Source organism: Arthrobacter flavus, from assembly GCF_039526005.1.
Lineage (GTDB): Bacteria > Actinomycetota > Actinomycetes > Actinomycetales > Micrococcaceae > Arthrobacter_D > Arthrobacter_D flavus.
Genome location: NZ_BAAAIJ010000030.1, coordinates 1 through 1,945 on the forward strand (window position 1 = coordinate 1; position 1,945 = coordinate 1,945).

General features: G+C 57.0%; 1 protein-coding gene. It reads left to right on the forward strand.

Annotated elements, in window-relative coordinates; translation table 11 throughout:
- Positions 1-648 precede the first annotated feature (648 nt).
- On the forward strand, positions 649-1,821 hold the full coding sequence (locus ABD059_RS07550; RefSeq protein WP_343878771.1) for an ATP-binding protein: 1,173 nt from the start codon (positions 649-651) through the stop codon (positions 1,819-1,821).
- Positions 1,822-1,945 lie beyond the last annotated feature (124 nt).

Consider the following 1,945-nt stretch of genomic DNA (forward strand, 5'->3'; position numbering starts at 1 on the left):
CGAGTTTGAGACAATCTACTTAGCCACACACGCGGCCTAGAAACCACCCACCCCCAGTGTCAACCAAAGTCTGGGCAGACCCATCCGGTTCTGCGTTCCTTCTCTTTTGAAGTGAGCACTAAGGCGATCGCGGTCAGTATGGCTGCAAGGATTCCGCAAGCGAGCGATATCCATAGGCCTGCTTGACCAACGATGCTGGCTATGGTGAGCGTGACCGCTAGGACGGCAAGGAACCAGTAAAGCCCGGGAGCCGGGGGAGTGTTTTTTGGTCTGGTTAGACCTATGAATTCAGTCCACTTCATGCTTCGGTTTCCCGCTCTTGTTGGGTTCTTTCGCCTGGTACCTCACATATTGGCCTAGATTCGGCATAGGACCAATAGTGCCTCAGACGGCCCATCTCTATCGGCAGGCCATGGACTGTGTCCGTCCGATATCGATGGTTCGAGGGTCGCGACCGGGTGAGACGAGGGACGTGGACGACACGCCAAGCTGTCTGTCTCGGTTCTCGTGCCCGATTCAGATTGCTGAGGACCCACGTTTGCGGGACTCGCATCTCGTCTACAGGCTGCCGGTGTGAGTTCATAAAAATATATGCGGCGATATAAGAAATTCCATATATCGGCTCATATACTTCTATAGACTTCTGGGATGAACCCCGATATGAACCCCTTCGTACCCGGATCTGGCCTTAAACCTCCCGCGCTTGAGGGTCGTGGAGCAGAGATAGACGCGTTCGACCGGCTGATTGTGAGGACTAAACGTCAGGCCGCTGAACGGGGGATGCTCCTTTCGGGCCTTCGAGGTGTTGGCAAGACGGTGTTGTTAAATAACTTCGCCGCGCAAGCTGAACGGCATGATTGGTTTGTTGTCCAGGTAGAAGCCCAGCCTTCTCCGGAAGGGCAGAAAGCGACACGTAAAAAACTGGGCCGAGCGATTGAAGCGGGTGCACGGAGGCTGCGGGCCAGATCTGCTTGGGACCATGTAAAGGGTGTTCTGGGCAGCATCGGGTCCTTCAACGTGACTCTCGGTGTGACTGGGGTATCGGCTACCCTCGGTGCCACGGAAGGGCGGGCGGATTCCGGAAATCTGGACATCGATCTTGAAGAGCTCGTAGAAGACATCGCCACAGCCATGGCTAAAACCCGCAGCGGTTTTGGAATCTTCATCGACGAGATGCAGGACCTAGACGACGAACTTCTTGGTGCGCTCATTTCCGTCCAGCACATGGCAGGCCAAAGAGGCTGGCCGTTCTTCATCATCGGTGCAGGACTGCCCAACCTCCCGGGAAAGCTCAGCGCATCAAGGTCGTACTCAGAACGCCTCTTTGATTACCGCACCATCGGCGCCCTGGACCAGTCATCGGCAGCGGACGCCATCAGTGTTCCCATGAACCAGCTCGGCGCCCACCTAGACGCAGATGCCCTTCGCGCGCTTGTTACCGCGGCAGACGGCTACCCCTTCTTCCTGCAGGCCTACGGCAAAGCTGTGTGGGACGTAGCCTCCAGCAAGACTGTCAACCTGGACGACGCCAATCTGGCCATCGAAATAGGGACAGAACAGCTCGACGCAGGGTTCTTTAGGGCACGCTGGCAGCGGGCAACGCCTGCGGAACGTCAATACCTGCGTGCCATGGCTGATGATCAAGACGAAGCCTCAGCCACAGCCCAGGTCGCATCTCGGCTTAACCGGGCCGCCAGCCAGCTCACCGTTGCCCGCTCGAACCTGATTGCCAAAGGCCTTATCTATGCCCCTGATCATGGCGCTGTGCGATTCACCGTTCCGGGCATGTCAGGTTTCATCAGCCGCCAGTTCGAAGAATAACCGCGCCCAGTAATGCTGCACGCTGTCCCTAGATGCTCGTGCCGGGTCTGCCCAGACTTTGGTTGACACTGGGGGTGGGTGGTTTCTAGGCCGCGTGTGTGGCTAAGTAGATTGTCTCAAACTC